Here is a 26,089-nt window from a genome sequence, read left to right as displayed (position 1 = left end):
AATCTATCAGAACAATTAACCCTTTATAAAATAAAATACGAAGTTTCACTGATTGCCTAATATAAGTGATATGTATATGTTTTTTGTTTATGAGTAAACTTAGTTAGGATTGGAGGGTTTCTATGATTAAAAAATTTATATCTTATTACAAACCTCATTTAAGGTTGTTTGCAATAGATATGACAGCGGCAACGTTAATAGCAGTTATTGACTTGTTTTTCCCAATAATATCAAGAAATATTTTAAATGACTACATACCAAGTGGAAAACTTAGAGCTGTCTATATCTCAGTGGCTGTACTACTTGTATTATACGTACTCAAAGCCATATTTACTTACGTAATTGATTATTGGGGACATGTTGTTGGTATTAGAATGGAATTTGATATGAGAAGAGATTTATTTTCTCACATACAAACATTATCATTTAGCTATTTTGATAATACCAGAACAGGTCATATAATGTCTAGACTAGTAAATGATTTAAGAGAAGTATCTGAATTAGCACATCACGGACCAGAAGACTTATTTTTATCAGCATTATTGCTAGTAGGTTCATTTTGCGTATTAATTACAATACAGTGGCAACTTACATTAGCAGTATATGTATTTGTACCTATAATGCTGTGGTTTACTATTAGTAGAAGGAGCAAAATGTCAAAAGCCTTTAAAAATGTTAAAAAACGAGTTGCAATAGTAAACTCAAATATTGAAAATAGTATTTCAGGTATAAGAGTTGCAAAATCATATACAAACGAAGAGCATGAGTTAGATAAATTTGACAAAGGCAATTATGAGTTTAAAGAATCTAGAGAAGAAGCTTTTAAATATATGGCAGAATTGACGTCTGGAATGAACTTTTTTATGAGCTTGTTTAGAATCATAGTTATTGGACTTGGAGGAACCTTGATATATTATAATAAAATGAATTATGGTGACTTAGTAGCATTCTTATTATATATTCAATTTTTCCTACAACCAATTAAGAAGTTGACACAGTTCACACAGCAATATGAAGCAGGGATGGCAGGATTTGAAAGATTTTATGAGGTTATAAATTTGAAACCAGAAATAAAGAACTCTGATAATCCGGTGGTGTTAGAAAATGTTAAAGGTGATATCAAATTTGAAAATATTAAATTTTCCTATAATGACAATGAATCAATATTAGCTAATATAAACCTTGATATAAAGAGTGGAAAAACTTTAGCGTTAGTAGGGCCGTCGGGTGGTGGAAAATCTACAATGTGTCATCTTATACCTAGATTTTATGATGTTAGTGAAGGTAAAATTAGCTTAGATGGAGTGGATATAAAAGATATCGACTTAAAGGTTTTAAGAAGTAATATTGGACTAGTACAACAAGATGTGTTTTTGTTTTCAGGCACGATAAGAGAAAATATACTATATGGAAAACCATATGCAACAGATGATGAAATATTAGAAGCTGCTAAGAAAGCAGATATACATGATTATATTAGTTCATTGCCAAATGGCTATGATACGTATATAGGAGAAAAAGGTATAAGGCTATCAGGAGGACAGAAACAAAGAATATCTATAGCCAGAGTATTTTTAAAGAATCCACCTATATTAATATTGGATGAAGCCACTTCGGCATTAGACAATGAAACAGAGATTAAGATTCAAAATGCATTAGAAAAGCTAGCAAAAGGAAGAACAACGCTAGTGATAGCACATAGATTATCTACAATAAAAAATGCGGATGAGATAGTTGTAATAACTAATGAAGGTATTGTAGAATCTGGTAACCATGAAGAACTAGTACAAAACAAAGGATTGTATGAGAACTTATACAATCTACAATTTAAAGGATATATACCAGACGAGATAGCTTAAGTAAAAACATATACTTCAGTAATCACATATCACACAATCGAATATTTTACATAGAATGATATTGTATAAATATTTTATAAGTGAGGTGTGATAAGTGGATTACAATATGCAATATCCTGAGATATACTATAGAATACATCCAAATGTAGTACAGTGTATTATGAGATATTCATCATCATATGATATGTTAAATCAGATGCCAGAAGAAGACTTGGTAGAGGTTATGATAGATGAAATATATAATGAAGTCATTAGAGAGTACCCTGAGATTAATAAAGACCTTAGAGAACAAAGGAGTGTAGTAAGAACAAAATATGCTCAGAACCGCCCATATTATGGAAGAAAAAAATTACTTAAAGATATAATATCTATCATACTGATTGGAGAATTGTTGTATAGAAGAAGACCTAATATGTTTGGTGGATATCATAATCCTTTCGGAGGATTTATGTATTAGATTGTAAACATAATTTATGAAAAAAGATTGCATTAATTCATATGCAATCTTTTTTATATTTGCTAAAATGTTAAGAAAATGTAAATATTTAAATAACACAATATAGTAATTTATTGATACGGTTAACATATTTAAAAAAACACCACTTATTATAATATAATTTTATAATACTTAATATAACATCCTCATTATTAATTAGATAAAAATTTTTCAGCATAAATACATTAATTTACAAAAAAAAATCGAATAAAATAGTCCTTTGGAATCAAAAATTAGTTTACCATAATTATACAATGAGTCGTCAAAGGGCATCTATAACAAGTAAAATAATTAATGTAATCAAATATTTGCACGGTGCAAAAAATATTGCTTATTTACAAAATAAAAGGGGTGCTATACAATATATATGTATTTTGCGAAGGAAAACCACAATATAAAGGGGTTGTATGAATGATAACAAGAGTCCAGAAAAGAAATGGTGATATTGTAGACTTTAACTTAGATAAGATTAGAAATGCAATTTTTTCAGCAGCAAAATCAGTTGGTGGAAACGATAAAGAAGAAGCTAAAAGATTAACTGATATGGTGAAAAATATACTTGACGAAGCATTTGGAGTAGGAGTACCATCAGTTGAAGATATACAAGATATAGTAGAAAAGGTACTAATAGAAGAAGGGCATGCTAAAACTGCTAAAGCTTATATAATATATAGAAGAAAACATGACGAAATAAGAGAAAACAAGAACTTATTTATGGATGCAGAAATTATGATTGATGAGTATGTATCATATGATGATTGGAGAATAAACGAAAATGCGAATATGGGGTTTAGCTTACAAGGATTAAACAATCATATAGTTGATTCGATTACTCAGAAATATTGGTTAAACAAAATTTATACAAAAGAATTAAGAGATGCTCATATTAATGGAGATCTTCATATACATGACTTAGGATTACTAGCACCTTATTGTTGTGGATGGGATTTAGAATCAATATTAAACAACGGATTTAAAGGAGCTAAAGGCAAACTACAATCCAAGCCACCAAAGCATCTAAGAGCATTTTTAGGGCAAATAGTAAATTGGCTTTATACCCTACAAGGAGAATCGGCAGGAGCACAAGCAGTAAGTTCATTAGATACATATGTAGCTCCATTTATATATTATGATAATTTAAGCTACGAGGATGTAAAAAAATCAGTAGAAAGCTTTATATATAATTTAAATGTACCAACTAGAGTTGGATTTCAGACGCCATTTACAAATGTAACGTTAGATATTGTATGTCATCCTATGCTTAAGAAGCAACCAGTTACAATAGGCGGAAAGAAAATGGATAAGGTATATGGGGATTTCGGGGAACAAATGGATATGTTTAATAAAGCATTTTGTCAAGTAATGATGGAAGGTGATGGTGCAGGTAGAAGCTTTAGTTTCCCAATACCTACAATAAACATCACTAAAGATTTTCCTTGGGATTCCGAAATATCAAACCATATTATGGAGATGACTAGAAAGTTTGGGACACCGTATTTTGCCAATTTTGTAAATAGCGAGTTAGATCCAGAAGATGTAAGAAGCATGTGTTGTAGGCTTCGTTTAGATAATAGAGAGTTAAGAAGAAGAGGAGGAGGGTTATTTGGAGCTAATCCTCTCACAGGGTCAATTAATGTTGTAACGCTAAATATGGGTAGAATAGGCTACCTTTCCAACTCTATAGAAGAATTTAAACGTAGAGTAAGAAATTTGATGGAGAAAGCAAAGCAGATTTGTGAATTGAAACGAGTTACACTAGAAAAATACATGGATTCAGGATTATATCCATACTCAAGGTTTTACTTACAAGGAGTTAAAGATTCACAAGGCGGATATTACAAAAACCACTTTAGTACAATAGGTCTAAATGGTATGAATGAAGCATGTTTGAACCTATTAGATGAAGATATAACATCCGAGGAAGGGCAAGAGTTTGCGATTGAAATAATGAAATTTATGAATAGAGTCATTCAAATATTCCAAGAAGAAACAGGCAGTCTTTGGAATTTAGAGGCTTCTCCAGCAGAAGGAGCGGCTTATAGATTTGCTAGAATGGATAAGAGAATGTATCCAAAAATCATTACACAAGGAGATAAAGAGCCTTATTATACAAACTCAACTCAATTGCCAGTAGGACATACAAAAGATATCTTTGAAGCGATAGAACTACAAGAAAATCTTCAGACACTTTATACAGGAGGAACAGTGTTTCATGGTTTTATGGGAGAAGAAATCAGTAGTAAACAGACAGTTAAGCTATTAATACAAAGATGCTTTGAAAATAGTCGTATTCCGTATTTGACGATAACACCGACATATAGTATTTGTAATGAGCATGGATATCTAAGTGGTAATCAATCGATATGTCCAAAATGTGGCAAGAATACAGAAGTATGGACACGAGTAGTTGGTTTCCATAGACCAGTTCAATCATGGAACAAAGGCAAGAAAGAAGAATTTATCGACAGAGTTGAATTTGATGCTAAAGTTAGTTTAAATAAAAGAGAAAAAGAAAGAGCACTGGCATAGTATGATTTTTAGTGGACACATAAAGAGTTCATTTATAGATTATCCTGATGCAATATCTACAGTATTCTTTGTTAAGGGATGTAATTTTAGATGTGATTATTGTCATAACTCAGAGCTTTTAGGCGATTGGGATATAGAATATGATGAGAGATACGTATTTGATTATTTAAATAGTAGAAAGAAGTATATTGATGCAGTTTGTTTATCAGGAGGAGAAATAACGCTATATCCTGAGGTATTAGACTTTTTAAAAAAGGTAAAACAGTTAGGTTTTTTAACAAAGATAGACACAAATGGTACAAATCCAGAGTTAATAAAAAAGATATTGTCAAAGAAGTGTTTAGATTATATTGCAATGGATGTGAAAGCACCAATACACAAATATGAAACAATAGCCAACAAAAATATAAAAATAGAAGATATAATAAATAGCATAGAAATAATAAAGAACTCTGAGGTAGATTACGAATTTAGAACCACTGTTTGTAGAGAGCTACTCAGTGAAAAAGATATTATAGACATAGCAGAACATATTAGAGGTGCTAAAAAATATGTGTTGCAAAATTTTAGAGATAGTGAAAGTGTTTTAATAGGAAAAGAAAAACTAAATCCTTACAAAGACAAAGAGTTACTTAGTATAAAAGACAAAATAAAGCATCATTTTAATACATTGATAATAAGATAAAACAAAAATTATTGACAGAACGATTAGTTTAGTCAATAATTTTTTTCTTATAAAACTAATGTAAAAACATTATATTTTTTAACAATAATAGAAAAAAACAATAAAAATAAAGGGAAATAATGGTATGTAGAGAAATATATTATTAACTACAATTATAAAATATAATAGGGAGATTATTAAAATGAGAATTATGGAAATATTTAATGATTTTAAAAAGAGTTCTACACATTCTTTTTTTAGCATTAATTTATTTGAAACATTTCAAAACACAGTTAAATTTATGGTGCCATTATTAACAATACTAGTCTTTATGTACTTCTCAATTCCTAAGTCTAATTTAATAATTAATATTATAGTAGTAGCAATGGCTTATATATTTGTTGGGCTAACATCTATAGAGTCATTTAGGACTAACTTTGAAAAGGATTTTATTCATGTTCTAAATAATAATGCAAACTATATATGGATACTCGATTTAGGACAACAAAAAATCAAGATATTTTATAGACATGCTGATTATTTTGCAGATTCACAGATTGGATATGTAGAAACATTAAATGACTTATTATTTTTAGTTCACCCTGATGATAGATATATAATTACCGATTTAATTGAAAATAATCTAAAGTTTGTTGATGAATACTTTGAAATAGATATAAGAATAAAGGGTTACGGAAATAGTTGGAAGCAATCTAGAGTAAAAGGCTCACTAAAAAGAGATAATACTATAGAATCACAATTTCTTTATGGATATGCGTATATCACTATAGATGAAGATGAGAGGTTACTTTTAGATAGCGAAAAAAATATTAAAAAGATAATAGATAAAATCAGCAATAACTACACAATAATAGAAATAAACAAAGACGGAACATTTGGCAAACATCTATATGCGAATGAAGATTTGACAAAAATGCTCAATTGCACAAGTGAAGAATTAACTAGCAAGACACCTTATGAGGTATGTTTAAATAAAGATTTAGTAAGAAAATTAGAGTCCAGTAAAGAAAATGAAGAAGTAACACATTCATTTTTATGTGGTAAGGGTAATACTAGGCATGTGATTTTAAAGAAAGATAATGCTCATATAAATGGCAAAAAGGTTGCTATAATACGTTCAAAAGATATAACAAATATAAAAAATATAGAGTTAGATATCAAAAAGAGCGAAGAAATGTATAGGATATTCTTTGAAATATTACCAGATGCTATATTTGCTACAGAAAATGGTGTAATAACATATGTGAATCCAGCTGGAGTTAAAATGCTAAAATCAAACAACAGAGAAGAAATATTAAGTAGAAATTTACTTTCATTTATACAACCTGATTATCATGATAAATTAAGAGATTTAAAGGAAAAGAAAGAGAGCAATTATATAGAAGTGCTGTTAACATGTGACGATGGACAACAAAGAAATGTAGAAATTGCTTATTCAACATTTGTAGATGATATTTCTAATGCTAAGACAGTGGTGATTATTAGAGATATAACTAAATACGTCGAAGCACAAGAAAAAATGAAAGTAATAATAGAGAAGAATGCTGATTTAGTATCTCAGATAATAAGGGACTACAAATTAAAGGAAGAGCTATTTTCAAATTTATCACATGATTTCAAAACTCCACTTAATATTATACTTGGAGTGGTGCAATTATTACGTAAATTCTATGAAGATACATGTGTATGTGATGAAGAAAAAATTAAAAGATATTTGTCTATAATGAACCAAAACTGCTTTAGATTATTGAGGTTGATTAATAATTTAACAGATTTAGTTAAAAGTGATACAGGATATCTAAATCTTAACCTTGAAAGTATAGATATAGTAATGCTTGTAGAAGATTTAGTAACATCAGTAGTAGAATTTGTTGAGAACAAAGGTATAGAGATAGTATTTGATACAAATGTTGAAGAGAAAATAGTATCAGTAGACGTAGAAAAGATAGAGAGAACCATATTAAATCTACTTTCAAATGCAATCAAAAATTGTAAATCAGGTGACATGATAACAGTTAGTTTAGAATGTACAGAAGAAAGTATAAAAATAATGGTTAAGGATACAGGTTCAGGGATACCAAAAGAAAAGCTAAATCATATATTTGAGAGATTTACTAGATTCAATAAAACTGGAAGGGAAAGTATCGCTGGTAGTGGAATAGGTCTTACACTAGTAAAATCATTTATTGATATACACAACGGAAAAATTAGTGTAGAAAGTGAGGTAAACGTAGGAACAACATTTTATATTGAAATTCCATATAATCAGAGTAAGGTTAAGTATGAAGTTGAAAATATAAAACTAAAAGATCCGAGTATAGTGGCAGAAAGGATAAACCATGAGTTATCCGATATTTATTGCAATTAATAATTTATTAGTCCATTAAATCTCCTGCATTATAGAAGGGGCTGTATGAAGACATGTGATACAATATGGCCCCTATTAAAAAATGACCATTTAAATAGGTCATTTTTTTAATTAGATTATTTTTTTGTTATAAACCTTTTTTCAATAATTGAAACAAATTTATACATAAGAGAAGCTAAAATAGCAAGAATAATAACACTTAGCATAACTAGATCCATCTTAAAAACTTGACTTCCATAAACAATTAGATAACCTATACCACCCTTAGAAACAAGGAATTCACCTACTATTACACCAACCCAAGAAAGTCCAATGTTTATCTTAAGACAGTTTATAATAGAAGGTATACTTGATGGAAATACAGCTAACTTAAATACTTGGTACTTAGAAGCACCAAAAGTATAGAGCATTTTAATGATATTTTCATCCACTTGTATAAATGCATTATATACATTCATTATTGTAACAATAATAGAAATAGAAATTGCAGTTACAATTATACCAGTATAACCAGCTCCAACCCACAGTATAATAATAGGTGCTAGAGCGGTTTTAGGTAAACTGTTAAAAACAACAAGGTATGGATCTAAGACCTTTGACGCAAAAGACGAAGTCCATAGACCTATAGCAATCAAAATACCTAAAATTGTACCAATAGTAAAACCTGCTATATTTTCTAATAAAGATATACATATATGATTAATTAGTGACCCTTGATTAAATAATCGTATCATAAGCTTTATAATAGCAGAGGGGTAACTAGTCATAAATGTATCCATTATACCAAATGAAGCAGCTAATTGCCAATAAGCGATGATAGCTATGAGTATAATCAATTGTGTAAAAAGTATTATTTTTTTTCTTCTATTGTGCTTTTTGACAAAATCAATGTGTTCTTTAGAGTATTGTTTATTATCTGACATGAACATCTAGCTCCTTCCATATTTTATTGAAATAATATTTAAACTCTGGAGCTTCTCTACTATTAAGAGGTGTTCTTATGTCATTAGGACAAGTCAAGTTAATTGTTACAATATCCTTAATACTAGCAGGTCTATTACTTAGAACAATTATTCTATCTGCTAAACTAACAGCTTCAGAGATATCATGAGTGACCATAAGAGCTGTTTTATTTTCTTTTTTAAGAATAATGCCTATTTCATCAGCAATAGCTAACCTAGTTTGATAGTCAAGCGCTGAGAAAGGTTCATCCAATAGTAGAAAATCAGGTCGTGTTACTAGAGTTCTAATCAATGCCACACGTTGTCGCATACCACCTGACAGTTGACTAGGAAAGCAGTTTATAAAATCACCAAGACCATACGTAAAAAGGAGCTTTTTTGCATAGCTAATATTTTCATCAGTTACTTTGTGTTGTATTTCCAGCCCAATTAACGTATTTTTTAAGATGGTCCTCCATTCAAATAGATAATCTTTCTGAAACATATATCCTACCTTTTTGTGCATTTGGATATTGCCAAAAGATGGTGATAGTAGTCCAGATATTAGTGATAAAAGCGTTGATTTACCACAACCACTAGGACCAACAATAACTACAACTTCCCCTTCAAAAACATCAAAATTTATGTTTTTAAGTACATATATTTCATCTTCTAAAGTTTGATATGACATAGATAAATTTATAACTTCTAAAGCCTTATTCATGTTCTCCTCCTAAAGTTTAAGTTTTATTATGTATTAGAAGGTTTAAGATATTATATGAATTGAGATTGTTTATTGAGACCCAGACTGCAGAAAAAAATCCAATTTCTGCGTTGTTATAAAAATTTCCGTTGCTCACTTATCTCTAAAATAAGCTCCGCCACTCAATTTTGATACGCCTTGAACTTGTATCTTTACTACAGTCTGTTCGACTGCAGAAAAAAATCCAATTTCTGCGTTGTTATAAAAATTTCTGTTGCTCACTTATCTCTAAAATAAGTTCCGCCACTCAATTTTGATACGCCTTGAACTTGTATTTTTACTACAGTCTGTTCGACTGCAGAAAAAAATCCAATCTGTGTTGTTAAAATTTTTACTATATACTTATCTCTATAAACTTAAAGAACTGTCTATTTAGACAGTTCCTCAGACTGTAGAAAAAAGCCCAATTTCTGCGTTGTAGCTAAAATTTCCGTTGCTCACTTACCTCTAAGTAAGCTCTGCTACTCAATTTTAACACGCCTTGATATTGAACTTTTACTACAGTCTGCTATTTAGATGACTTTGTCATCAACCTAAGGAACTGTCTATTTAGACAGTTCCTTAAGTTTAGGATGTTAGATAAGCTCTAAACATCCATATATTTTTTTCATAGAATCCCATTGAATCACCTATAAGTGTAGTTGTATATTCGTCATTTATTTCTCCAGCTATTTTTGCGATATGGCGTACTTGCTCATTTAACATTTCAAAATCACAGATTAGATCTCTTGCTATGCATGGAGCGCTATGGTTGACACTATTTGCTTCTCTAATACAGCTCATAACAAGTGCATTTCTAAGAGATGCAACAGGTTTATAACCAAGCATTAATATTCGCTCAGCATAGAGATCTATTTCTTCACCTAAAGTTTCATATAATTCATCAAGCTTTTTATGAAAATCAAAGAAATTTCGACCAACAACATTCCAATGATAATTTCTAATTTTTAAATTCAAAACATGCAAGTTAGCAAGATATTTATTCATAAGGCAAGCAGTTTGATATTTAATAGCTTCAATATTATGAGGCATAAAATCAACTTCCTTTCAAAAACTGTTGCTATACTATAGTATATTTAGTGTGAAGTTAAAATGTACATGTTATTATATTTATGTGTTATAATAAAGTAATCTAAATTGTTTAGGAGGAATATTCATGAGAGAATCGGCTATGAATCAACTACGCAAATATGTGAGTGCAGATAGCCTAATGAAGCATAGCTTAGCAGTAGAAGCTTCAATGAGAGGATATGCAAAAAAATTTGGAGAAGATGTTGAGCGATGGGGGGCTTGTGGCCTATTGCATGATATTGACTTTGAAAAACATCCAAAAGAACATCCATTAATAGGGATAGAAATATTAAAAGAATTAGGATATGATGACGAATTCATAATGGCAGTAAAAGGGCACTCTGATGATACAAATACACCAAGAGAAACAAAATTAGCAAAGACATTATATGCAGTAGATGAATTATCAAGCTTTATAATAGCATGTGTATTAGTTAGGCCAACCAAATTTGAGGGATTAAAAATAAAATCCATCAAGAAGAAATTGAAAGACAAAGCATTTGCAAGAGCAGTTGATAGAGAGCAAATAAAAAGATCAGCAGAGGAATTGGGTGTAGATTTAAACGAACATATACAAACAGTACTAGATGCATTAATGTTGAGAGAAAAAGAGTTAGAACAAGAAGGTATGAGCTTGATTTAGTTAATAAATTAAATAAATAATAGTTAATCACTGGGCATATAGTATCCAGTGATTTTATATTTCCTAAAAATTGTATTCATAAGACTAAAATGGTATAATTTAACTAAAATATAAAAAGGAGATGAAGGTGTATGAAAAAACTATGTAAAAGAGCTTACAGACAAAAAAGTTCTCTATGTGCAAGTTATTGCTTAGCTTGTTATTGTTTGAATTATCATGATTCAAAGAGCAGTTTATTTCCACCAAAATTTTATTAAATTATTATAAATACAATAAGGAGGTGAGATATGAAAAGATTAACTAAAAAATACCATAAAAATGTAGAAACATTAGTAATGAATGGTTGTCCTTGTTATTGTAGAATAGTTCACGTAGATGATTCAGAGGCGGGTATACGTGATGCGAAATTTGATTGGTAGATTAAATTAAAAAGGATGTGAAATATTGAGTAAACTCTTTAAAAAGAACACTTATTATTCTAATCCATTATTTAATGATTTGTGCGTTTGGTGCATGTGTGTTATGAAGTCAGCTAGAAAAGATAGTGACGTAGTACCTAAGTACCCTAGTTAGCTGAAAATAGAAGGTGTCTCATCAAACTAAGAATAGGTGATGAGGACCTTCTTTTTTGGAATCATCTAAATGTGTATAATATATAAAATATAATGTTTAAAATATTGCAAAATAATGGTATAATATAACTATAAATTTAAAAAAAGGAGGATGATATTAATGAAAAAACTAAATAAAAGAACTAATAGGCAAAACAATTCCTTAACTGCAAGCTATTGTGCAATGTGTTTTTGTGACAATAAATTTGAGTTTATAAATTATAGGTTGCCACCAAGACATATGTAAAAGTTACAAGAACAAAGTTTAGTAATAAAGATAGCAAAATTATAGACAGTAAGAGACCATCGTTTTAGATGGTCCAATTTCTGCGACCATGTTAAAATTTCCGTTGCTCACTTACCTCTAAGTAAGCTGTGCTACTCAATTTTAACACGCCTTGAAATTGAACTTTTACTATAGTCTGCTATCTTGATGACTTTGTCATCAACCTAAGAGACCATCATTTTAGATGGTCTCTTATCATTTTATTTAACTTGAATACATGAGTTAAATATGATATACTACATTACTGTAAAACAGAATAGACAGTTCGTAAACCTCCTGTCGTGAAACAAAACTAGGCCGTTACTTATATCTGCAATATATAATATATTTTATTGTATTATTTTTGATGTAAGGATAAATTTACGGGCTATTATGCCCTTTTTTTGTGCAAAATAATATACAGAGGTTACAAAGGAGGAAGTATTATGAAAAAAATAGGGATTACAACTACTGTACCTATAGAAGTATTATTAGCTGAAGATTACAAAGTTATTGATTTAAATAATGAATTTATTACTTCAGATGATTATCATCATTATATAGATATTGCAGAGAAAGATGGGTTTCCTAAAAGTCTTTGTGCTTGGATAAAGGGGATATATGGAGTTTGTATAGAAAAAGGGATTAAAGAAATAGTAGGAGTAATAGGTGGAGATTGTTCCAATACCAAATCACTGGTAGAGGTTCTTAAAAATAAGGGAATAAAAATATATCCATTCTCATATCCGACAGATAGAAGATTAAGTCTAGTCAAAAACGAGATAGATAACTTCACCAAACTATTTGGGGAAAATTCAAAAAAGATAGAAGAAATACGTAAAGAACTAGGCGAAATAAGAGATTTAGCAATTGATATAGATAAACTAACATATATAGATAATAAAGCAACAGGCTTTGAAAATCATTTGTATCAAATCAGCTTAAGTGATTTTAATGGTGATATCTTAGAATTTAAAAAAGATATCATAAAGAAAAGAGAAGAAATAGAAAATAGAAAACCTCTAAAGCAAAATTTGAGATTAGCATATATAGGGGTGCCACCAATGACAGCGGATATATATGGTTTTTTAGAAACATTAGACGCAAGAGTAGTTTATAATGAGGTGCAAAGAGAGTTTGCTTTTCCAAGGCACCACAAAGCTAAAAATATATATGAACAATATTATGATTATACCTATCCTTATGATGTGATGTTTAGGTTAGAAGAGATCAAAAAGCAAATTACACATAGAAAAATAGATGCAGTCATACATTATACCCAAAGCTTTTGTCATAAGGCAATAGAGCATATAGTTATAAACAAAGAGTTAGATGTACCAGTTTTAAATATAGAAGGTGACAAACTCAACGAGTTAGATGCTAGAACAAAACTCAGATTAGAGGCGTTTACAGACATGCTCCTAGATAGAAAAGGGGTGTATTGATGAAGTGTTTAGGAATAGATTTAGGCAGTAGAGAAGTAAAGATAGTTGCGATGAAAGACTTAGAGATTGTTTCCAAAGAGAAAATAAGCACTGTTTCGTTTTACAAGAACTATTGTGGTTATAGAGACGGTAAAATAGTAGTTGATTTAAATAAACTTGGATGCTTGGATGTAGACAAAGCTGTATCAACAGGCTATGGAAGAAACAATACTAATTTAAAAGAATTTAAAGCAATTAATGAAGTTAAAGCCCATGTGTATGGAGCTTTGTATCAAACGAGTATCAAAGATTTTACGTTGCTTGATGTAGGTGGACAGGATGTAAAGGCTGTAAAGGTTGAAAAAGGGATAATAACCGACTTACAATTAAATGACAAATGTGCAGCTTCATGTGGTAGATATCTAGAGAATATGGCAAATGTGTTAGAGATAGAGTTAGATGATATGGGAGAGTATTATAAAGATCCAGTAAATCTTAACTCAACTTGTGCAGTTTTTTCAGAGTCAGAATTGATTGGGAAGATAGCAGAAGGCATTGGTATGGACAGATTATGTGCAGGAGTAAATTACTCGCTGTATAAGAGAATATTGCCCATGCTTTCAAATTTAAACAACTCTATTTTAATAATGGCGGGTGGAGCTTCAAAGAATAAAGCTCTTGTAGAGTATTTAAAAAAAGATTTCAAAGAAGTTGTAGTTTTAAAAGAAAATCAGTTTAATGGAGCAATAGGATGTTGTTATTATGCTCATAAATTTCTAAGGGAGAGATAGATATGTATGGATTAAAAATTCAGCACAGCTTTGATAGTGCACATTTTTTAAAAGATTATTATGGGAAGTGTGCAAATATTCATGGTCATAGATGGAACGTAGAAGTGTTTATAAAAAGTGAAACACTTAATAGAGATGGAGAAAAAAGAGGTATGATTGTAGACTTTGGTGATCTAAAAAGAGATGTTAAAGAAGTATTAGATTTCTATGATCATAGTTTAATAATAGAAAAAGACAGCCTAAAGCCAAAAACAAAAGAGTGTTTACTTGATGAAGGTTTTAGAATTTTAGAAGTAGATTTTAGACCAACAGCAGAGTGTTTTAGCGAATTTTTCTACAAAGCTGTTGAAAGTCGTGGTTATGATGTAGAAAAGGTGATTGTGTATGAAACTCCAAATAACTGTGCATTATATTATGAATAGAGGTGCAAATTGTGTATAAAATAGCTGAAAAATTTACTAGCATAAATGGAGAAGGAAGATTGTGTGGACAGCTAGCCGTATTTATAAGATTTGCAGGGTGTAATCTTAACTGTTCATATTGTGATACGGCATGGGCTAAGGATGAAAACTCCTACACTGACCAATTAAGCAAAGAACAAATTTACGAGTATATAAAACAGACAGGAGTTAGAAATATTACAATAACAGGAGGAGAACCTCTAGTACAAGCAAACATAAAAGAACTTTTAGAGTTGTTATCTGAGGATGAGAGTTTGCACATAGAAATAGAGACAAACGGAAGTGTATTACTAGCTGATTTTAAAAGTATCAAAAGAAAGAATATATCATACACTATGGACTATAAATTAGAAAGTAGTGGTATGGAGCAAGCTATGAATATTGACAACTTAAAGTACTTGACTAAAAACGATGTTATAAAATTTGTAATTGGTGATAAAAAAGATTTGAGTAAAGTGCTTGAATTACTAAATAAATACGATTTGCAAAGTAAGACGAATGTTTACTTTAGTACAGTATTTAATAGCGTAGAACTAAAGGAAATAGTGCAGTTTATGATAGATAATAAGCTTAATAATACTAATTTACAATTACAGCTACACAAAATCATATGGTCACCAGATGAAAGAGGTGTGTAATAATGGCAATAGATAAAAAAAAGATAGAAATGCACATAAGAGGAATAATAGAAGCAATAGGTGAAAATCCTGATAGGCAAGGACTAATAGATACACCTAAAAGAGTTGCAAAAATGTATGAAGAGGTCTTTGAAGGTATCAATTATACAAATGATGAAATAGCTGATATTTTTAATAAAACTTTTGACGAAGAAGATTTTATAAATAACTATGAAAATGATATGGTGGTAGTTAAAGATATAGAGACATTCAGTTATTGTGAACACCATTTGACATTTATATACAATATGAAGATTTCCATAGCATATATACCAAAAGATAAAGTAATAGGTCTTAGTAAGATATGTCGTATAGCAGATATGGTATCAAAGAGATTACAACTGCAAGAGAGGATAGGCTCTGATATAGCATATATTCTTAAAAAGATTGTAGGTACAGAAGATGTAGCAGTAATAATAAGAGCAGAACATGGTTGTATGACAGCTAGGGGAATAAAAAAGCCAGGAGCAAAAACGGTCTCAACCACGTTTAGAGGAAAGTTCAAGCATGACAATAGCTATGCTGATAGATTTTTCGAATTAACTAAAAATTAAAATAGAGGTGAGCATATGAAAAAATGCGTAGTAATATTCAGTGGTGGACAAGATAGTACAACGTGTCTATTTTGGGCAAAGAAAGAATTTGACGTAGTAGAAGCTATATCTTTTGATTATAAACAAAGACACAGTTTAGAGCTTGAGTGTGCAAAGAAAATCTGTCAAAAGCATGGAGTAAAGCACACCATATTAGATATGGAACTGTTAAACCAATTAGCGCCAAATTCATTGACAAGAAGTGATATAGAAGTTGATGAAAAATCGAGTGAAGGAGTACCGAATTCATTTGTAGAAGGTAGAAACCTATTGTTTCTAACATTTGGTGCGATTTATGCTAAAGTAAATAAAATAAATCACATTATAACAGGAGTATCTCAAAGTGATTATAGTGGATATCCAGACTGTAGAGATATATTTATCAAGTCTACGAATGTTACGCTCAATTTAGCAATGGATTATGATTTTGTTATCCATACACCTTTGATGTGGATAGACAAAAAAGAAACATGGAAACTAGCTGACGATTTAGGAGTATTGGATATAGTAAAAAACGAAACATTGACATGCTATAATGGAATTATAGGAGATGGGTGTGGTAAATGTCCTGCCTGTGAGTTAAGAAGAAGAGGATATGACGAATATATGAAAACTAAAGGGGCATGTTAAAATTGAGTAGCAGAGATTACTTAAAAGGTAAGTGAGCAACAGAAATTTTAACAATAACTCAGAAATTGGGCTTTTGTATACAGCCTGAAACTGCTTGAGATAAGCAGTTTTTTATATATGCATTTGGAACAAAAAGGAAAATTTGATAATCATATGAATGTAAGATAAAATAAAAGGGGTGTTAGTATGAAAAAACTAATCAAAAAAGTTCAAATATCAACACTAACCAAAAATGGAGTATTACCAATTTGTCATATTCCACATTGTTTATGTCATGTAGACTTAGATGATGCTGAGAGCAACAGAAGAAATGAATATCCATATGATTATGTTTATTAGAAATTGATGAAAAAGCTACTTAGTCAAGATAATTGACTGGGTAGTTTTTTTATTAAATAAAAATATAACACTATAAAGATTGGGTATCATAAAAGAAACATGATTGTTGGAGGGGATGTGGTAAGGTAAGTGCCTTGCATGTGTTAAGAGGAATAGGATATAAAAGATATAAGATATGGAACAATAAGCATTATTCAATAATCTTATTAGTGTAATATAAAATAATACAAGGGGGGATTTATATTAAAAGACTAATTAGAAAAGTTCAGATATCAACAATAACTAAAAATGGAGTATTATCTAATTGTGGTATTCCACTTTGTTCATGTAATGTAGACTTAAATGATAGATTAATCAACATAAAAGAGCAATATCCACATGATTTTGTTTATTAGAAATTGATGAAAAGTTACCTAGTTAAGATAATTGAACTGGGTAGTTTTTTTATTCAATAAATAATATAACAATATAATAAATTAGATAATTACAAAAGACATATAATTGTTGGAGATGATGTGGTAAGATAAGTTTCTTACTTCTGAATTAAGAAGAAGAGAATATGGGCGAGTACAAAATATGGAACAAAGATAATGATTCAATAATCTTATTAGTGTAATATAAAATTTATAAGAGGGGGATAACATGAAAAAACTAATTAAAAATGTTAAAATATCAATACTTACCAAAAACGGAGTGATGTGTACGCCAGTATGTCATGGGCCGATGTGTATGTGTGGTCCTAATCACGAAGGTGATTCTGTTGGTGAAACAAGACAAAAGTATCCATTATACAACGTATATATGTAAGATAGGAATAGATGATGACAAGAGCTACATAAACGATAAATATCTATAAAAGCTACCTAGTTAATTTCTGGGTAGCTTTTATAGTTTAGGCTAATCTACTATATGAAGATAATCGCAAGGTGTTTTATAAGATCAAAAGAACCTAAGAGATATAGTTGTTATTTAAGAGCAATATTGACCTGATATACAAAATTCACCACAAAACATAAAACAGTACCTTGCATAAAAAGGTACTGTGTGTTATCATATATCTAACACATATAATTGATTAGAGGTGTATATTTTGAACATACAATTTAAAAAAGGAGTTTTGGAGCTGTGCGTATTGTCCATACTCAGTAAAAAAGAGTGTTATGGCTATGAGCTAGTTGATGTGATATCAAACAACATAACCATATCCGAGGGAACAATATATCCACTGCTTAGAAGACTCAAAAAAGATGGATATGTGACTACTTATTTAAAAGAGTCGACTGAAGGTCCTCCTCGAAAGTACTATAGACTAACTGATACAGGAGAGGAGATGAAAAATGAGCTAACAAAGGAGTGGCAGTTATTTGTTAGCAATGTTAATGGTATATTAGAAGGTGGTGTTATAAATGAATAAGAGAGAATTTTTAAATTCGCTAAAATACAATCTAAAGGGACTTTCCAGCGAAGAAGTTAAAGATATACTATTTGATTATGAGGAGTATTTTGAGGTAGGAGCTAATAAAGGACGTAGCGAAGTTGAGATAGCGAACTCTCTAGGAAATCCAAAGCAATTAGCAAAGCAATTAAAAGCAACATACATGATACAGAATGCGCAAGAGAAATCTACAACACGTAATTTATTCAAAGCTGTGATGGCGTGTATAGGTCTTGGATTTTTTAATATTATATTCATTATGCCTTTTTTAGGAATAGTTATTGCAGTATTTGGAGTATTACTATGTGGAGTAGCAATAGTGATAATTAGTATATTAGTATTGATAATAAGTGTGTTTATGCCACAATATTATAGTGATTTGTATATTCAAAACACACCAGCAATTAATATATTTTTATGTATAGGGCTTGCATGCTTAGGGTATCTGATATCAGTAGGTTCATATTCATTAATAAAATTATTCTATAGAGTATCATTAAAGTATTTAAAACTAAATTTAAAGATAATCACAGGAAATGAATGATTATGAGTATAAAATTATAAGGAAAATTAATTATAAATACTTAATGTAACTATAAGTTTTTATGTTATAAAAGAAATTGAGCTAACCTATAAATTAAATGCAAAGCATTGTACTTTTAATTGGTAATATAAGTAGATATAACCATAATTTTTAGGTAGAGCTTAATTATAGATTTTTGCTATAATATAAAAGTGCTTTGTATATCAAAGTATAAGTGAAGGTTTGTTGTAAAGAAGGTTTATAAAAACTATTAGTTTAAATCATTAAGTATAGTTCGAAGTTTTCAAGATATTATTTAATATCATTGAGTTCTATAACTAAATGAAAAACACTAAGGGGGAACATCATGAACGAAGGTAAATATAATGTACAGTTTGACACATTATGTGCTGTATTAGAACTAGGTGAGATTATAGAAAGTCCTAAAGCTATAACAGGTGGACTGTTGCATAGAATGTATGAAGTAAATACAACAAGAGGAAGATATGCTATAAAGGCATTAAATCCTCAGATTATGTTAAGACCAACAGCTAAAAGACATACATTAAATGCCGAGAGAATATCTGCTATAGCATTAAAGAATGGATTATCGACTATAACAGCTAAAAGATTCAATAATGATATTATTCAAAACGTAGAAAACCAACATTATTTAATATTTGACTTAATAGATGGAAGAAGTTTGAAAGTTGATGAAATCAATACAGAGCATTGCCGTAAAATTGGAGACATATTAGCCAAACTACATAGCATAGATTTTTCAGAGCTAAATATAAAAAATGATATATTACAAAATGAACCTTTAATCGATTGGGAATACTATTTGAACAAGGGCAAAAAAGCAATGTGGATTGATGAATATAGAGAAATAATGAACAGACTTTATGAATGGGACAAACAAGCTAAAGCATCAGTAAGATTGCTTTCTAAGCAAATGATAATAAGTCATAGAGATTTAGATCCTAAAAATGTAATGTGGAATAATGATAATCCAATAATCATCGACTGGGAGTCATCGAACTACATAAATCCTATGCATGAACTGATAGAAACGGCTATTTATTGGGCTGAAGATGAGAATAAAATTGTTGATGAAAGCAAGTTTTTATCCTGCATAAAAGCATATAAAAAGAGAATAGATATACCTAAGATGGATTGGAAGACAGTATTAACAGCCTGTTTCTCTGGAAAATTGGGTTGGTTAGAGTACAGTCTTAAGAGATCTTTGGGCATAGAGTCTACAGATGAAAAAGAACAAATACTGGGAACAGAGCAAGTAATAAATACAATTAAATTAATAAAATTATATAGTACTTCCATAATAAAAATAGAGAAGTGGCTTAATGCAAAAGGAGAGTAAATTATGAATTTTAAGAACAAAAAATTTAATATAAAAATAGTTATAGTAGTTATGATTTGTGCGTTTACAATAGCAGGAGTATTGATGGTTAAAGAAGGAGGACTAGATTACTTCAAAAAAGGCTTTAGCATTGGATTTATGAATAAGAAAGATGAAGTCAAAAAAGAAGAAAGTAAAATGGTTCCACAAACTATTAATATAGATACATTAGAGAAGATTAAGGATTTAAAAGATATCAATAATATTGATATAGATACAGTATCCTCAAATATAAATATTTTATCTTCAACATCAGATAGTATATCAATCCACTTTAAAGGAACTGCTAAGGGATATGTTAAAGGAGAAGAACCTAAGCTTATAATAAATAAAAATGATAATGATATAAGAATTGAGATTAAACATAAAAATTCAAATATTTCTGGTAGTAGATATTTCAATGCTTCATTAGAAATTCGAGTACCTACAAAGCATTTTAAACTATTTTCAGTAAATAGTGTGTCAGGAAATATTAAAGCCAAAAACATAACATCAGATATTTTTAAAGCAGAGACAGTATCTGGGGATCAAGATATCAAAGAGTGTACCAATAAGGATGTGCAGACAAATTGTGTAAGTGGAAATGTGAAGTTAGCTAATATAACTGGTAGCTTGAATATTGATAATACTTCAGGAAATTTAAATGTTGAGTTTGATAAGATAACAGATAGCATAAAGATGGAAACTGTCTCAGGTAATATTGCTATGATAATACCTAATGGTTCAAACTTAGATTTAAAGATGGACACAACATCTGGAGAACTATCAGTATATAGCCCATTGAGTATTCCTAAAAAACAAAAATCGGCTAATATTACAATTGGAGATGGAGGAAATGATGTAAGTTTGAGTAGTGTCTCAGGTAATATTTATGTAAACAACAAAAAATAGAAACAGGAGTATTATTGAAAAAAAGTAGCATGAAAAATCATCTTTAGTTGAATTATGACATGCAAGAGCAAACTCAGTGCTACTATATTGATTAATAAATTTGTAAATGATAGTATTAAACTAACACTTTAATACAACAAACTTAATCCTTTTTCACCTTAATAATAATAATTAAATAAACTTAAAATTGAAACAATAACTAAAATAAAAAGGGGAGTGTCTACATGCGTAAAACAAATAAAAAGAATATATTAATAACAGCTATATTAGTAATGGTAATTTCAATAACTACTGCAAGTACGTTTGCTTGTGCAAAGGGTGGATTTTTTTCATCAGTATGGGATTATATAAAAAGTAAACTTCAATTCAACTATGTTGTAGGAGATGGCAATGTTGTTGTATCAGGAGAAGATAAGGATCTAGATGATGGAGAAAACACAGGAAAAGAAATCAAAATAGATGATAAAAAAATAATAGATGATGTTGAAGGTGTAACTGACATATCTATAGAATCAGTTGCTTCAAATATAACAATAATACCATCAAAAAGTAATAAATTTCAGGCGCACTTGTATGGTACTGCTAAGGGATATAATGAAGGAAAAGAACCAAAACTTATATGTAAAAGAGAAGATGATAAGATAGTATTAGAAATAGAACACAAGGGGTCAAAGACATTTGGAAAATTCGTATCAAGAAGTTTTAAATGTAAGTTAGATATAGAAGTTCCTAAAAGTGTTTATAAAAATATAAAAGTTAATAGCACATCAGGAGACATAAAGATAAATGATATTTCTACAAATGATTTTAGTATTAAGGCAGTGTCAGGTGATATAGAAGTCAAGGATTGTAAAGTAGACGATATCAGCTGTAAAAATACAAGCGGAGACATAATAATAGACAAGATATCAGCAAAAGTCACTGCATCAACAGTTTCAGGTGATGTAGAGCTAAATATGATAAAAATGAATGGTGATATTAAAGCAAATTCAATATCTGGAGATATTGAAGTGTCAGTACCAGAAAAATCCGACATGGATTTATACATGAAAACTACATCTGGAACTTTAGAAGCTGATGTTTCAGGAAAAAATAGTAGTAAAAATACCATATCAGCAACTATAGGAAATGGTACAAATAAAGTAAACTTAACTACAATATCAGGTGATGTTAGTATTAAATAGATGGAAAAGATAACATACTGGCTTTGTAGCTGAAAATTTATATAGCCTTAAAGCCAGATAATCACTGGTTTTAAGGTTTTTTTGTTAAGAAACTTGCTAAAATTTTAGATTTAAAATATATGTAATAACAAAGAATATAAGAAAACTATGCAATAAAATAGATAATAGTATCACCAAACCAACACAATAATTGTAACAAATATCAATTTGATGATTCATAAAACTTTAATTTATTACAAATAATAAATTAAGTTCATTGAATGGAGATGAAAACTTATGAATAAAAAAACTACGTTAGTAACAGTAATTGCGATAATATTATTTGCTAGTATATTAATGTGGAGCAGAGTTGATTATGCTGATGATAAATTCGATGCAGAGCTTATTTATGACGATTCGAGCGTTATTATTGATGCAATAATGCATGAAAAAGGGAATCTGAGGTATGATGCAATAAAAAATTATATTAAGACTAATGAGTCAATAGACGTAACTGATGATCAAATAAATGAAGCATTCACAGAGCTTGCTAATAGAAAAGACACTACTAGTATCACCAAAACTTCTTTTCTATTGACACTAGGTATGCTTGATAAACATTTTAACGATATGTTATGGCCTGCTACACATAACTCATTTTCTAATGACCCTGATGGTGATGCCGACATTTCAAATTATTTAAGTAAAGAAGAAGTGGATGATTTAGGACTTGGTATAGTAGAAGCAGGAAGTACAATTAATACCGAAAACCATAAATTAAGCATTAGAGACCAGTTAGGACGAGGTATTAGGATGATAGATGTAGATTTAGGTCCTCGTATGATCACTACTAAGACTATAACTGGAGGAATAGGGTCTTTGATAAAAAATGCATTTGAAAAAGCATGGGAAGGCTTCAAATCGATATTTACAGGTGGGAAGAAACCTAAATGGGATTGGAAAGATATATTAGGAGATATCAAAGTCGATTGGAATATAGTAGAGAGTTATCACAGAATAGGCTTTTTTGGTCGAACATCTATCAATACTATAAATAACAGCATAAAAGATTTCCTAGACAATAATCCAAATGAAATAGCAGTTATAAGAGTTAGTGATTTATATGATGGAGTGTTTGGCACTTTAAATACAGATGATGATAGGTTCTATTATCTAATTGATAAGTATATTGACAACCTAAAATCAAATGGATTATTATCTCAAGTAATAAACTACTATGGAGATGATAATGTTGCTTGGGATAAAAGGCATGAGTATATGTTTTACCCAGGAGATGACTTTCATGATAAGACAATGAAAGAATGGCCAGCATTAAAAGAGATGGTTTTACAGAATAAAAGATTAGTGTTAATACTGCCAACATACAATAAGATAAAAGGGGATCCGTCAACTAGTGTAAAAAACACAGACAATACATCATTTAGCAATCCAGCTGGCGGAAGTGATAAACCTTATAAAGCTTCAATAGCACATCTTATTTTTGATGATAAGAAAGCAGAGGAATATAAAAATGCTCCATATAGAGTCTTAAAAATTGATCCTATAAATGATGACAATATTCCTGCTGGATCATATGAGGCAGCAAAACAAAATAACAACGGCAGAAGGATATATGATTTAGTTAAGGAATTCAATAAAAGAATGAAGGACGCAGGAGTTAATAGAGTAGTTAACTTTGTGGGACTAGATTACTTTATGGGTGACAAATCTAAAGGTGGTATTAGAGATGTCGATGTGGTAGATGCAGCTAATAGAATTAATTTTGAAAATATAGGACTTTCTTGGGAAACTATGAAAACTCTAAATAAAAATCTATATTGGAACTATTTTAATAGAGATGAAATATATATTAACCAAGACATAAAAAGTGCAGAGACAAATATTGATGGACACAAAGGTATAGAGTTTATAGATAAAAATGTTTGGACGGGTACAGAAAGCCAGAATATAAAAGATAAATATCTCAAGGTCGAGTTTAATAATAATGTTATAATAAGCAAAGTTTACTTGAACTTCTTCTCATACACTGATACAGTACCATTTGAAGTAAAGATAAAAAAGGATGATGGTACAGAGTACGATATAGGAAGATTTGAATTCAAACAGAACAGATTGAGTGATTGGTATGAGATACCAGTTGAGGGCGATTATGAAGCATCAGAAGTGATAATCTATTTTAGAGGTACAGCCGGACTACATTTTAAAGAAGTAGCTTTTAAAGGTGGACGTCCAAGTAATAAATGGGGTGAGTATAAGACAGAGAATATAGTACCAGTAGCTGATTCATATGTCCTTTGGGGCGATCATATCGGTAAAAATTACCATTACGATGATTATAGACGTAATAACTTAGAAATGTACAAATCTAGTATTAACGCTAGACATGTATTCATGAAATTTGATATGTCACCATTGAGAACACCTACTAAGGACATTTTTAAAGCATATTTAGTATTTGATGTCACAGATGTTGGGAGCAATGTAGACATAGTTGTTAAAGAGGATAGAGATGCTATAGATTGGCAGGAAGACACTCTCACAGGGAATATTGCAAAACATTGGGATGATAACAAGGATGTCAAATCATTTAGAATACAAAGTAATGGATATGTAAAAGTAGATATTACAGATGGTATAAAAAATTATTTGGCTAGTACAGACCAAGATAATCTTATGACATTTAGAATCTATACAAATTCTGGTGATTGGTTTGTAATTAAATCAAGACATACTAGTGATAAGCCTAAATTAGAAATATTATATAAAGACGTAAAAGTTGAAGAGAAGACATTAGAGTTAAAACCAGAACAAGATTCTTACGTAAAATGGGGAGATTATAGTAAATATAATTATGGAACAGAGTCAATCCTACAGATTTATAACTCTAAAGCAGATTCGAAAAACTCTAAAACTACTTTTATGAAGTTTGGTATGGAGCAATTAATAGGCAAAAAAATTATAAGTGCCAAGCTACAATATACAATAAAAGTAGGAGATCCAACAGTTATAGCAATCAGAGAAGATATAGATGCAAGCAATTGGGCAGAGAGTAGAGTAAATGGTAATGAAGCTAAGCATTGGGATGAGTACAATATGATTGCAAGTAGTATAGAATATGACAAGACAACTACGGATACAATAGATGTTACCAATGTAGTAGCAAATTTTGTTAAAAGGAATGATGTGGATAACAAAATGACATTTAGATTCTATCAACCGTGGCATTCAGCGTGGACATATATATATGATAGGAACTCTAGTACTCCTCCTAAATTAATTGTTAAATACTCAGATTAATAACAGAACATAGAATAGATAAAAGAGAGCAGTTTACATTCACAATTTTGCTCTCTTTTGATATATATTTCATATTACAAACAGGAATAAGTATATTTGAGAACGAGATAAAACAGAATGACATAAATTATACCAAATAGAAAATGGTAGGTAACATAATAAAGAACAAAGATTTCAAATATAAATATTTCTT

26 protein-coding genes are annotated in these 26,089 nt (G+C 29.9%); 23 read left to right on the top strand and 3 right to left on the bottom strand.

Annotated elements, in window-relative coordinates; translation table 11 throughout:
• The first annotated feature begins 122 nt into the window (after positions 1-122).
• The 5 genes from P3X86_RS06525 (at position 123) to P3X86_RS06505 (ending at position 7,937) form a co-directional block, all read left to right on the top strand.
• Complete coding sequence (locus P3X86_RS06525) at positions 123-1,859, top strand: ABC transporter ATP-binding protein (protein ID WP_483291853.1); 1,737 nt, start codon at positions 123-125, stop codon at positions 1,857-1,859.
• 94 nt (positions 1,860-1,953) lie between these two features.
• Positions 1,954-2,316 carry a hypothetical protein gene (locus tag P3X86_RS06520; RefSeq protein ID WP_483291852.1) on the top strand — a complete coding sequence of 121 codons (363 nt, stop codon included), beginning with the start codon at positions 1,954-1,956 and terminating at the stop codon, positions 2,314-2,316.
• 450 nt (positions 2,317-2,766) lie between these two features.
• Positions 2,767-4,884, top strand: a complete 2,118-nt coding sequence (locus P3X86_RS06515) for a ribonucleoside triphosphate reductase (RefSeq protein WP_483291851.1) — start codon at positions 2,767-2,769, stop codon at positions 4,882-4,884.
• A 1-nt stretch (position 4,885) separates the two neighbouring features.
• Entirely contained in the window at positions 4,886-5,569 is a 684-nt protein-coding gene (locus tag P3X86_RS06510) for an anaerobic ribonucleoside-triphosphate reductase activating protein (RefSeq protein WP_483291850.1), read from the top strand.
• Positions 5,570-5,750: 181 nt separating this feature from the next.
• Positions 5,751-7,937, top strand: a complete 2,187-nt coding sequence (locus P3X86_RS06505; protein ID WP_483291849.1) for a sensor histidine kinase — start codon at positions 5,751-5,753, stop codon at positions 7,935-7,937.
• 116 nt (positions 7,938-8,053) lie between these two features.
• Here P3X86_RS06505 and P3X86_RS06500 read toward each other — a convergent pair whose 3' ends face one another.
• The 3 genes from P3X86_RS06500 to P3X86_RS06490 all read right to left on the bottom strand — a co-directional run bounded on the left by P3X86_RS06500 (position 8,054) and on the right by P3X86_RS06490 (position 10,673).
• A complete protein-coding gene (locus P3X86_RS06500; protein WP_483291848.1) occupies positions 8,054-8,860 on the bottom strand; it encodes an ABC transporter permease in 807 nt (268 codons plus the stop codon).
• Positions 8,850-9,602 (bottom strand): ABC transporter ATP-binding protein, encoded by a 753-nt coding sequence (locus tag P3X86_RS06495; protein WP_483291847.1) that lies wholly within the window; start codon positions 9,600-9,602, stop codon positions 8,850-8,852. The genes P3X86_RS06500 and P3X86_RS06495 overlap by 11 nt, the downstream gene beginning before the upstream one ends.
• Before the next feature lie 606 nt (positions 9,603-10,208).
• The gene (locus P3X86_RS06490; RefSeq protein WP_483291846.1) at positions 10,209-10,673 is read right to left on the bottom strand and encodes a Dps family protein; all 465 of its coding nucleotides are present in this window, start codon (positions 10,671-10,673) and stop codon (positions 10,209-10,211) included.
• 124 nt (positions 10,674-10,797) lie between these two features.
• Here P3X86_RS06490 and P3X86_RS06485 point away from each other — a divergent pair, with 124 nt between their 5' ends.
• The 18 genes from P3X86_RS06485 (at position 10,798) to P3X86_RS06400 (ending at position 25,896) form a co-directional block, all read left to right on the top strand.
• Positions 10,798-11,355, top strand: coding sequence for an HD domain-containing protein (locus P3X86_RS06485; RefSeq protein ID WP_483291845.1), 558 nt, complete (start codon positions 10,798-10,800; stop codon positions 11,353-11,355).
• 287 nt (positions 11,356-11,642) lie between these two features.
• A complete protein-coding gene (locus tag P3X86_RS06480) occupies positions 11,643-11,774 on the top strand; it encodes a hypothetical protein (protein ID WP_483291844.1) in 132 nt (43 codons plus the stop codon).
• Positions 11,775-11,799: 25 nt separating this feature from the next.
• Positions 11,800-11,928 (top strand): hypothetical protein, encoded by a 129-nt coding sequence (locus tag P3X86_RS06475; protein WP_483291843.1) that lies wholly within the window; start codon positions 11,800-11,802, stop codon positions 11,926-11,928.
• Positions 11,929-12,087: 159 nt separating this feature from the next.
• Positions 12,088-12,213: a hypothetical protein gene (locus P3X86_RS06470; RefSeq protein ID WP_483291842.1), complete on the top strand. Its 126-nt coding sequence runs from the start codon at positions 12,088-12,090 to the stop codon at positions 12,211-12,213.
• Between the two features lie 464 nt (positions 12,214-12,677).
• Positions 12,678-13,676, top strand: a complete 999-nt coding sequence (locus P3X86_RS06465) for a 2-hydroxyacyl-CoA dehydratase family protein (RefSeq protein ID WP_483291841.1) — start codon at positions 12,678-12,680, stop codon at positions 13,674-13,676.
• Positions 13,676-14,446 (top strand): acyl-CoA dehydratase activase, encoded by a 771-nt coding sequence (locus P3X86_RS06460; RefSeq protein ID WP_483291840.1) that lies wholly within the window; start codon positions 13,676-13,678, stop codon positions 14,444-14,446. Before P3X86_RS06465 ends, P3X86_RS06460 begins: the two co-directional genes overlap by 1 nt.
• Positions 14,447-14,448: 2 nt before the next feature.
• Complete coding sequence (queD, locus tag P3X86_RS06455; RefSeq protein ID WP_483291839.1) at positions 14,449-14,868, top strand: 6-carboxytetrahydropterin synthase QueD; 420 nt, start codon at positions 14,449-14,451, stop codon at positions 14,866-14,868.
• A gap of 8 nt (positions 14,869-14,876) precedes the next feature.
• The gene (queE, locus tag P3X86_RS06450; protein WP_483292536.1) at positions 14,877-15,545 is read left to right on the top strand and encodes a putative 7-carboxy-7-deazaguanine synthase QueE; all 669 of its coding nucleotides are present in this window, start codon (positions 14,877-14,879) and stop codon (positions 15,543-15,545) included.
• Between the two features lie 2 nt (positions 15,546-15,547).
• The gene (folE, locus tag P3X86_RS06445) at positions 15,548-16,138 is read left to right on the top strand and encodes a GTP cyclohydrolase I FolE (protein WP_483291838.1); all 591 of its coding nucleotides are present in this window, start codon (positions 15,548-15,550) and stop codon (positions 16,136-16,138) included.
• Positions 16,139-16,153: 15 nt separating this feature from the next.
• Positions 16,154-16,807, top strand: a complete 654-nt coding sequence (gene queC / locus P3X86_RS06440) for a 7-cyano-7-deazaguanine synthase QueC (RefSeq protein ID WP_483291837.1) — start codon at positions 16,154-16,156, stop codon at positions 16,805-16,807.
• A gap of 186 nt (positions 16,808-16,993) precedes the next feature.
• On the top strand, positions 16,994-17,146 hold the full coding sequence (locus P3X86_RS06435) for a hypothetical protein (protein ID WP_483291836.1): 153 nt from the start codon (positions 16,994-16,996) through the stop codon (positions 17,144-17,146).
• A 642-nt stretch (positions 17,147-17,788) separates the two neighbouring features.
• Positions 17,789-17,953, top strand: coding sequence for a hypothetical protein (locus P3X86_RS06430; protein ID WP_483291835.1), 165 nt, complete (start codon positions 17,789-17,791; stop codon positions 17,951-17,953).
• A gap of 283 nt (positions 17,954-18,236) precedes the next feature.
• A complete protein-coding gene (locus P3X86_RS06425) occupies positions 18,237-18,560 on the top strand; it encodes a PadR family transcriptional regulator (RefSeq protein WP_483291834.1) in 324 nt (107 codons plus the stop codon).
• Entirely contained in the window at positions 18,553-19,125 is a 573-nt protein-coding gene (locus tag P3X86_RS06420; protein ID WP_483291833.1) for an HAAS signaling domain-containing protein, read from the top strand. The genes P3X86_RS06425 and P3X86_RS06420 overlap by 8 nt, the downstream gene beginning before the upstream one ends.
• 346 nt (positions 19,126-19,471) lie before the next feature.
• On the top strand, positions 19,472-20,485 hold the full coding sequence (locus P3X86_RS06415) for a phosphotransferase (RefSeq protein WP_483291832.1): 1,014 nt from the start codon (positions 19,472-19,474) through the stop codon (positions 20,483-20,485).
• A 3-nt stretch (positions 20,486-20,488) separates the two neighbouring features.
• The gene (locus P3X86_RS06410) at positions 20,489-21,415 is read left to right on the top strand and encodes a DUF4097 family beta strand repeat-containing protein (RefSeq protein ID WP_483291831.1); all 927 of its coding nucleotides are present in this window, start codon (positions 20,489-20,491) and stop codon (positions 21,413-21,415) included.
• 224 nt (positions 21,416-21,639) lie between these two features.
• The gene (locus tag P3X86_RS06405) at positions 21,640-22,599 is read left to right on the top strand and encodes a DUF4097 family beta strand repeat-containing protein (RefSeq protein WP_483291830.1); all 960 of its coding nucleotides are present in this window, start codon (positions 21,640-21,642) and stop codon (positions 22,597-22,599) included.
• 276 nt (positions 22,600-22,875) lie between these two features.
• Positions 22,876-25,896 carry a CBM96 family carbohydrate-binding protein gene (locus P3X86_RS06400; RefSeq protein ID WP_483291829.1) on the top strand — a complete coding sequence of 1,007 codons (3,021 nt, stop codon included), beginning with the start codon at positions 22,876-22,878 and terminating at the stop codon, positions 25,894-25,896.
• The last annotated feature ends 193 nt before the right edge of the window (positions 25,897-26,089 follow it).

The sequence above is a fragment of the Abyssisolibacter sp. ZYX002 genome, assembly GCF_056892235.1.
This window is presented reverse-complemented; position numbering and strand designations above follow the sequence as displayed.